This window comes from Arthrobacter sp. 10T413_2 (genome assembly GCF_056394205.1).
This window is the reverse complement of record NZ_JBFTHK010000336.1, coordinates 1-1622: the sequence shown is the minus strand read 5'-3', so window position 1 is coordinate 1622 and position 1622 is coordinate 1. Positions and strand designations below refer to the sequence as shown.

The window sequence follows — 1622 nt, the reverse complement described above, 5'->3', positions numbered from 1 at the left end:
CGTTCGGCCGGCGTGAAGCTGTCACCCCCGGRCTCCCCGTAACCCAGGGCTGTGACCCAGCGGACCAGGCCCAGGGTCGAAGGAATGTGCGCCCAGGAGTAGTCCGCTGCGGCCGTCTCCGCGGGGGCGGTGGTCCCGGTCGAGGGTGATTTGCTTGCCGGGACGGTCGGGTCGATGCCGATCACCGCGGACACTTCGCGCGGATATTTGTTGGCGTAGTACAGGGTGGAGAAGCCGGCAATGGAGTGCCCGATGAGTATATATGGCGCCTTGACGCCGAGTGTGGACAGCACTTCGTGAAGTTCGTCAGAGATGTTTTCTATGGTCCGGGGCCGTGCGGTCATGTCGCTGTAGCCGTAGCCGAACCCCTCCACGGCAATGACCTGGTAGCCTTCCAGCTCGCGGATCAGCGGGGCGAAATCCAGGCCCGGGGCCGGGGTTCCCAGTCCGCTGAGCAGTACGATCGCGRGTCCGGTCCCGCCGGTCCTGGTGACGTTGATGTTTCCCTCGGTGATGTGGACCTTCTGACCGTAGGCGACCGTGTTGGTCTTTTCGACCTGTTCCAMCATGAGGTTTGTTGAGGTGGAGGCGAGCAGCAGCCCGGCGAGGCTCAGCGCCACGACCCCGGCCRGCCGGAGGGGCCGTCCCCGCCGGTGCCGGCGGGGCGGGTGGTGGGAGGCTGAAAGGGTGTGACCGACGGTGCGGCGGACGAGGCGTAGCGACATGACAGGGCTCCAGGACGAGGGGATTGAGGGATGCGGTGCAACGTCTCCGCGCTGTCGATGATCTGTATAAATCATACAGTGCTGTTTGAGATAAAGCACCCCCTGGCGTGATCCACTCCGGGCGGGGCATCAGGCTTGAAGCAGGCTCAATAGCCGCACTATTGTTTTGATTCATAGCATTATCCGCATCACGCGAGCGCTGGACAGGGGTCCGCGAGGGGCCGCCGCGGCGAGGAGTTAGGGCGCCTGAAATGACCGAAATCCGATGGCTTGAAGCGTTMGTGGCGGTTGCCGAAGAGCTCCACTTTGGCCGCGCGGCGGTGCGCCTGCATACCTCGCAGTCCCCGCTGAGCCAGACGATCCGCAAGCTCGAGGCCGACCTCGGGACGCGGCTCTTTGAGCGCAACACCCGCAGCGTGGCGCTGACGCCCGCCGGCCACGCCCTCCTGCCACGGGCTTACCGCGTGCTGCAGGAAATGCGCCTGGCCCGCGAGGCCGCCCAAACGGAGGTCGCGGGCATCCGGGGCAAGATCCGGATCGGTTTCTCCGGGGCGGTGAACCATTTGACCCTTCCGCCGCTCACGCGCGCCGTCCGGCGTCGGTATCCCGACATCGAACTGGACCTCACCAGCAGGGTGCGMACGGCGGACGGCCTGGCGAGCGTCGCAAACGGCACCCTTGACCTGGCCTTCGTCGGCTTCCCCGAAACCCCGGTCCCCTCGGTCACGGCCCGGCTGGTTGCCCGMGAGGAAATCGGGGCTGTGCTCCCGCTGGATCACCCGCTGGCCCGCGAAACGTCCATCCCGCTGCAAAGCCTGGCGGGGGATGACTTCATATCGCCGCCGATGGACGGGTCATCCTCGATGACGGAKGTGCTGCTGGCGTCATGCATGGCGG

Annotated in this window: 2 protein-coding genes; one reads left to right on the top strand and one right to left on the bottom strand. The window is 66.1% G+C overall.

Features of this window, described 5'->3' with window-relative positions; translation table 11 throughout:
- The coding region (locus AC1DBQ_RS23250) for an alpha/beta fold hydrolase (protein WP_476930741.1) at positions 1-725 on the bottom strand (725 nt) is incomplete at its 3' end.
- 251 nt (positions 726-976) lie between these two features.
- On the opposite strand from AC1DBQ_RS23250, the gene AC1DBQ_RS23245 reads away from it, so the two are divergent.
- The coding region (locus AC1DBQ_RS23245) for a LysR family transcriptional regulator (protein ID WP_476930740.1) at positions 977-1622 on the top strand (646 nt) is incomplete at its 3' end.